The organism is Stenotrophomonas sp. PS02289 (genome assembly GCF_029960115.1).
In the GTDB taxonomy this organism is placed as follows: Bacteria; Pseudomonadota; Gammaproteobacteria; order Xanthomonadales; family Xanthomonadaceae; genus Stenotrophomonas.
On sequence record NZ_JASCOZ010000202.1, the window covers coordinates 1 to 6,955 of the forward strand.

The window sequence follows — 6,955 nt, forward strand, 5'->3', positions numbered from 1 at the left end:
CCCTGCGTGGCTGCAGTCCGGCCGGGCCGAAGCCACGCAGGGCGTGGCTCTACGGCAAGCTACCGGCGTGCCAGTGCCTGGTTCAATGTCTCCAGCACCGCGCGCGCTTCACCCTCCGGCAAAAAACGTAACCGCAGCGCGATGCTGCCCGTCGCTCCGGCCGTATCCAGCCATACGGTGGCCGTTCCCATCAGCCGGTCCAGCGGCGAGCGCGAGAGCCGCAGCGACTGCAGCTTGTCCAGCTCTGCCAGGCGCCACCAGCGCGTCCACCAGCCGCCGCGCACGGCGACATAGTCCGCATCCAGGTGATAACCCATCCGTGCGATCTCACGGTAGGCGCGGAACGCCGACCACGGCAGCCAGGCCAGCAGTACCGTGCCCCAGGCACCGACCTCGTACACCGCACCTGCCGTCAGCAGCGGCACGATCACCCAGGCAGGCAGACACAGCCGCCACCAGCCACGCCGCGCCACGCCGTTCCATCGCGCAGGCGGCCATTGCAACCGTGGCAGCAGATGCCGGAGCAGGTCATCGCAGGCGGTAGGCGTGGCCAACGGGGCCAGTTCACGCAGATCCCGACGGTCATCGTCCGAGCCCACCCCGGCCGCGTTGTCGATCCGGAGCTGGCGACGACCCAGCCAGCGCTGCAGGGCGGTCTCGCGCAGGGTCCAGGCCTGGATGCGCCGGCGCGCGACGCTGCTGCGCATGCGGGTCAGCAGCCCGCTGGAGACGGTGAGGCGTCGCTCATGCTCGGTGAGCTGGAAGCCGTGGTAGCGCAGCAGCGCCAGCAGCACGGACAACATGCGCAGCAGCAGCCAGAAACCGCCGACTGCGAACAGCGCCGCCACGACCCACACCCAGGTGGCCGGGTGCAGATGGCTGGCATAGCCGAACACCTCGCGGCCGTGATGTTCGATCACGTCGCCGACATAGCCGCGCGGGAAGAACTGGTACGACGCACCCCATGCGGCCAGCACCGCCACCCAGCCTCGGTTGGACAACAGGCCGATCCGCAGCACGTCGCGAGTGTTCAGTTGCAGGAGCACCGAGGCGGGCAACGCGTCCGAGGGCGCGAGGGGCGCAACGGCAGACGCGCTTTCCGCATCCGGCAGCGGAGGCGGCTGCTGTCCGCGTTGACGCACCAACTGCTCCAGCGCCAGCGCCTGGGACAGCTTCAGCACGCGCATTTCGGCTTCCGGCCGGTGCCCGCCGGCCGACTCCAGGCGCAGCTCGGCGACCCCGAACAACCGGTGCAGCGGGTTCTGGTGCACCACCACGTTGTGGATGCGTGCAAACGGAATTTCGCGGCGGTTGCGCGCGACGATGCCGCTGCGCACGCTGATCGCGTCGTGGCCGATGTGGTAGCGGAACGTCAGGTACTGCAGAACGGAAATCACGACCAGCACCGCGATCACGATGAGGGTGGTGAGGTAGCCCCACATCTCATCGCGGTCGCCGCGTCCGCCGAACACCAGTAACGCCACCAGTGGCAGCAGGAACTGACGCAGCTGCATCAGCATGACGAACAGCCATGACCACGGATGCAGGCGCTGGTCGGGAAGCGGGACGCTCACAGGGCGTCGTCGTCCTGGTCCAACTGGCGGCCCAGGGTGTCGCGCAGATGCTCGGCATCGGCGTGGTCCAGGCCGCTCAGGCTGACCGCGCTGAAACGGCTGCCGGCGGTGTGCACCACCAGCGTGGCCAAACCCGCGGCACGCTCGATTGGTCCACGGCGCAGGTCCAGGTGCTGCACGCGCGAAAGGGGGACACGGGTGTCCAGCTGCCACATCAGGTCGCGGCGCACGCCCAGGCCCTGGGCATCCAGCCGCCACCAGGTGCGGCGCTGGCGGCGGAAGCCGAAGCCGGCTCCCAGCAGGACGGCGACGGCGACGATGGCCACCACCGCCCATCCGGGCAGCGGCAGCTTCACCAGAACCCACGGTACGCCGAGCACGCCCCCGACCACGACCAGGGCGGTGACCGCGCTGCCCATCGCCGCCATGCTGGCCGCGCGCATCGGCAACCGTTGCCAGCCGGTGTCCGGTGTCGGCACAGCAGGCGGCCCGGGAGGAGCGGAAGGAGGCGGGGCGGTGGAGGCGTCGTCGATCACGGCGGAGCTCGGCAGCGGATGGATCGGGCCGGGCTCAGCGAAGTAGCGGCCGCGCCCGTGGCGCAGACGGTAGCAGGTTGCGCCGCGCTATTGCGCGGCCTGGATCAGGGCATCGACGTCCAGCAGGTGGCCGGCGCGTTCGGCCTTGGTGCGCAGGTAGTGCTCGTTCTCGGCGGTGATGTCGCCGGTCACCGGCACGCACTCGACCACATCAATGCCGGCGTGGCGCAGGCGCTGGGCCTTGGTCGGGTTGTTGCTGAGCAGCTGCACACGCTGCACGCCCAGGCCCTGCAGCATCGCCACGGCGCTGCCGTAGCGGCGCTCGTCGGCTCCGAAGCCCAGCTGGGCGTCAGCGTCGATGGTGTCCAGGCCGTCGTGCTGATAACCATAGGCGCGCATCTTGGCGGCGATGCCGGTGCCACGGCCTTCCTGGTCCAGGTACAGCAGGATGCCGCCGCCCAGTTCCTTGAGCTTGCGCAGGCCGCGGCGCAGCTGGTCGCCGCAGTCGCACTTGAGTGAGCCGAACAGGTCGCCGGTCAGGCACGAGGAGTGCACCCGCACCGGCACCACCGCGCCGAGATCCGGCGTTCCGACGATGATCGCCACCTGGTCGCGCTGGGCCACGCCGCCACGGAACACGGCGAACTCGGTCATGCCTACTTCGCGCAGCGGCACCGGCGAGCGCGCCACCAGCTCGTAGGCGTGCGCGGCCTGTTCGGCCCCCTGCTGCAGGTCGCACAGCGAGACCTGCGCACAGCTGTCAAAGCGGGTGTCGCCCGCACTCAGGACGGCGCCGACCATGGCCGGCAGCAGCAGGCCCAGCCGCGCCACTTCCACCGCGCCGGCGTCCAGCGCCTGGCCAGCGCTCCAGCCGGCGGGCATCGGCACGGCCTCGCGCAGGTAGCTCAGCGAGGGGAGGGCATCGAAGTCGATCCCGGCCAGCGGCACGCGTGCCCCGTGTTCGGCCTGCACGCCCAGCACGCGGGCCCGGGTGGCGGTCAGGAACAGGTAATGCTGTCCCGCAGCCACGTCGGCGAAGGTGCTGTAGCTGCTGCGGGTGCTGCTGTCCAAGGCAATGAACGCCAGCCGCTGGCCCTGGCCGTCGTCGATCACCACCGGGCGACCGGCACGCAGTTCCGCCACCGCACGCTCGCAGCGGATCGCGGAGGGGTCGCCAAACGGAGAGGAAGCAGCTGAAGACATGACGGGGGCCGTGGGGGACATCGTGTTCAGAGTGGGGCCGGATCGCCCCGATTCAATCAAACGTGGCGTGACACAGTGTCGCGCTCAATGCGGATGCTGCTCGGTGGCATACGGATCCACCTCGCCCGATTCCGGCGGGCGCAGGGTATAGCGCTTGTAGGTCCACTGGTACTGGGCCGGGTCACGGCGGGCGATCTCCTCGATGCCGGCATTGAGCGTGCTGGCCGCCGTGCGCGGATCCGGGTCGGCCACGCCCGGCGGGGCCGGCTCGATATGCAGGGCGAAAGCCATGTTCGGGCCGATGCGCTCGCACCAGCCGTACAGCACGGTGGCTCCGGTCCGCTCGGCCAGCCGGTTGACCAGGGTCATGGTCAGCGCCTCGACCCCGAAGAACGGCGCGAACACGCCGTCGCCGGCCTTGGGCTGCTGGTCAGGCAGGATGCCGGTGGCCCCGCCGTCCTTGAGCACCTTGAACAGCTGGCGCACCGCCGGCCCTTCGGCGCGGACCTGCTGGACGTTGCTTCCGCCCCGGACCAGCTGCAGGAAGGCATCGCCCACGGCTTCCTCAGGAGCCTTGTAGACGATCGCGATCGGCCCGCGCGAGGCCAGCCACTGGTTCAGCAGTTCCCAGTTGCCGTAGTGCGGGGCCGCGACGATCACGCCTTTGCCGCTGGCCAGGGCCGCGTCATAGAGCGCCTCGCCGTGGCGTTCGCGCAGCAGCGCCAGGTTCTGTTCGCGCGGGCGCGTCCACAGGCGCAGGGTCTCCAGCGCCTGCAGCGCGGTGGAGCGCAGCAGGTCGCGGTGCAGGGTGGTGCGTTCGTCTTCGCCCAGCTCCGGGTAGGCCAGTTCCAGGTTGCGGCGGGTGACCCGGCTCTCGCGGGCGTTCAGGGCGATCCACAGCCACGCCAGGGCGTGGGCGAGGGCGCGCAGCCAGGACCAGGGCAGACGGGTGAGCAGGGCGGCGGCACGGTAGGCCAGGCGGGCGGTGGTTTGCGGTTTCATCGGGGCAGAGTCTAGCCGGTGAAGGCGACAGCCGGGCTGGGCGAGGTGCGGCGCAGCCACTATGGTAGGCGGCCCAACCCGGCTCCGGACCTTGCCATGCTTGTTCTCATCCAGCGCGTCACCCAGGCCAGCGTCCAGGTCGACGACGCGGTCGTCGGGCAGATCGGGCCGGGCCTGCTGGCCCTGGTCGGGATGGAGCCGGGCGACACCGACGCGCAGATCGTCCGCATGGCCGATCGGCTGCTTGGTTACCGTGTGTTTGCCGATGAAGGGGGAAAAATGAACCGCTCATTGGGGGATACCGGGGGCGGACTGCTGCTGGTGAGCCAGTTCACGCTGGCCGCGGACACCCGCAGCGGCACCCGGCCGGGGTTCAGTACGGCGGCTCCGCCGGCCGAGGCTGAACGTGGATTCAACCGTTTGGTGGAAATCTGCAGGCAAAAGCACGCTTCAGGGGTGGAAACCGGGCGCTTTGGTGCCCATATGGTAGTCAGCCTGGTCAACGATGGACCGGTGACCTTCCTGCTCAGACCGTAGCCCCCGGGACCACCGCCCGGGCAGGCAGGGGTCCGGGCTGGTATAATGCTAGGTTCTATTCCTCTCTCCCAGCCGGTGGCGCGAGCACTACATGGCCAACGAACGTCCTGCCCAGCAAAACGACATCAAGCTTCTGATCAGCAAGGGCCTGGAACAGGGCTACCTGACCTACGCCGAAGTCAATGACCACCTGCCCGACGACATTGTCGACCCGGAACAGATTGAAGACATCATCGGCATGATCAACGGCATGGGCATTGATGTCCATGAAGTCGCGCCCGATGCTGAAACCCTGCTGCTCAATGACGGCAACACCGGCAATCGCGAGGTGGATGACACCGCCGCTGAAGAAGCCGCTGCCGCGCTGAGCGCGCTCGACACCGAAGGTGGCCGCACCACCGACCCGGTGCGCATGTACATGCGCGAAATGGGCACCGTCGAGCTGCTGACCCGCGAAGGCGAAATCGCCATCGCCAAGCGCATCGAAGAAGGCCTGGGCCAGGTCCAGGCCGCCCTGGGTACCTTCCCGGTGTCCGTGGAAACCCTGCTGGCCGATTACGAAGCCCACAAGGAAGGCAAGAAGCGCCTGGCTGAAGTGATCGTCGGCTTCAACGACCTGGTCGAAGAAGAGCCGGCACCGGCCGTCGCTGAAGATACCAGCGGCGACGACAGCGACAGCGAAGGTGACGAGGACGAGGACGACGATGATGTCGGCGGCGACGAAGACGCCGGCCCGACCGGTCCGGACCCGGAAGAAGTCGCCCGCCGCATGGCGGAGCTGGGCGCGGCCTATGCCGCCTTCAAGAAGGCGTCCACCAAGGCCGACCGCAAGCCGCTGGCCAAGCTGCGTGACGACATGGCTGCCGTGTTCGTCACCCTGAAGCTGCCGCTGCCGCTGACCGACGTGCTGGTCAAGCAGCTGCGTGACGTGATGGCTGACGTCAAGGGTCACGAGCGCCGCGTGCTGAACCTGGCCACGGTGACCGCGCGCATGCCGCGCAAGGACTTCATCCGTTCCTGGGAAGGCAACCAGACCAACTTGGAGTGGGTGGAAGACGCCCTGAAGCGCAAGCAGAAGTGGTCGTCGGCCCTGCGTGACGTCAAGGACCAGATCATTGCCGAGCAGCAGGCCACCATCGACATCGAGAAGAGCACCTCGCTGGAGCTGGAAGAGCTGAAGGAAATCAGCCGTGCGATGGCCTATGGCGAAGCCAAGGCGCGCAAGGCCAAGAAGGAAATGGTCGAGGCCAACCTGCGCCTGGTCATCTCCATCGCCAAGAAGTACACCAACCGTGGTCTGCAGTTCCTCGACCTGATCCAGGAAGGCAACATCGGCCTGATGAAGGCCGTGGACAAGTTCGAGTACCGCCGCGGTTACAAGTTCTCCACCTATGCGACCTGGTGGATCCGCCAGGCCATTACCCGTTCGATCGCCGACCAGGCGCGCACCATCCGTATTCCGGTGCACATGATCGAAACGATCAACAAGTTGAACCGCATTTCCCGTCAGATGCTCCAGCAGTACGGCCGCGAGGCCACGCCGGAGGAGCTGGCCAAGGAAATGGACATGCCGGAAGACAAGATCCGCAAGGTGATGAAGATCGCCAAGGAGCCGATCTCGATGGAAACCCCGATCGGCGACGACGAGGATTCCCATCTGGGCGACTTCATCGAGGACACCAACGTGGAGTCCCCGATCGAGAACACCACCAACATCAATCTGTCTGAAACCGTGCGTGACGTGCTGGCCGGCCTCACCCCGAGGGAAGCCAAGGTGCTGCGCATGCGCTTCGGCATCGACATGAACACCGACCACACCCTTGAGGAAGTGGGCAAGCAGTTCGACGTCACCCGCGAGCGCATCCGCCAGATCGAAGCCAAGGCGCTGCGCAAGCTGCGTCACCCGAGCCGCTCGGAACAGCTGCGCAGCTTCCTGGATATCGATTGATTCCAGTGGGTGTGTGGTGAATGAAAAACCCCGCTTCGGCGGGGTTTTTCGTTTGGGGTGACTGTGATCCGGATGCACCAATATCCTCGGAACCTTGGGATCCCGGTAGCGCCGACCGTTGGTCGGCCCACGCAATGCCGAGGCCGGCCAACGGC

6 protein-coding genes are annotated in these 6,955 nt (G+C 67.6%); 2 read left to right on the forward strand and 4 right to left on the reverse strand.

Going from position 1 to position 6,955, the window contains the following annotated elements:
* Window positions 1–59 precede the first annotated feature (59 nt).
* The 4 genes from QMX83_RS19050 to QMX83_RS19065 form a co-directional block, all read right to left on the reverse strand.
* A complete protein-coding gene (locus QMX83_RS19050) occupies window positions 60–1,574 on the reverse strand; it encodes a PH domain-containing protein (protein WP_282298213.1) in 1,515 nt (504 codons plus the stop codon).
* On the reverse strand, window positions 1,571–2,017 hold the full coding sequence (locus QMX83_RS19055; protein WP_282298217.1) for a PH domain-containing protein: 447 nt from the start codon (window positions 2,015–2,017) through the stop codon (window positions 1,571–1,573). The genes QMX83_RS19050 and QMX83_RS19055 overlap by 4 nt, the downstream gene beginning before the upstream one ends.
* A gap of 180 nt (window positions 2,018–2,197) precedes the next feature.
* Window positions 2,198–3,313: a GTP cyclohydrolase II RibA gene (ribA, locus tag QMX83_RS19060; RefSeq protein WP_282298214.1), complete on the reverse strand. Its 1,116-nt coding sequence runs from the start codon at window positions 3,311–3,313 to the stop codon at window positions 2,198–2,200.
* Between the two features lie 84 nt (window positions 3,314–3,397).
* Window positions 3,398–4,315: a lauroyl acyltransferase gene (locus QMX83_RS19065; protein ID WP_282298215.1), complete on the reverse strand. Its 918-nt coding sequence runs from the start codon at window positions 4,313–4,315 to the stop codon at window positions 3,398–3,400.
* 96 nt (window positions 4,316–4,411) lie between these two features.
* On the opposite strand from QMX83_RS19065, the gene dtd reads away from it, so the two are divergent.
* Entirely contained in the window at window positions 4,412–4,852 is a 441-nt protein-coding gene (dtd, locus tag QMX83_RS19070; RefSeq protein WP_282298218.1) for a D-aminoacyl-tRNA deacylase, read from the forward strand.
* A 91-nt stretch (window positions 4,853–4,943) separates the two neighbouring features.
* Entirely contained in the window at window positions 4,944–6,800 is a 1,857-nt protein-coding gene (gene rpoD, locus QMX83_RS19075; protein WP_282298216.1) for an RNA polymerase sigma factor RpoD, read from the forward strand.
* Window positions 6,801–6,955 lie beyond the last annotated feature (155 nt).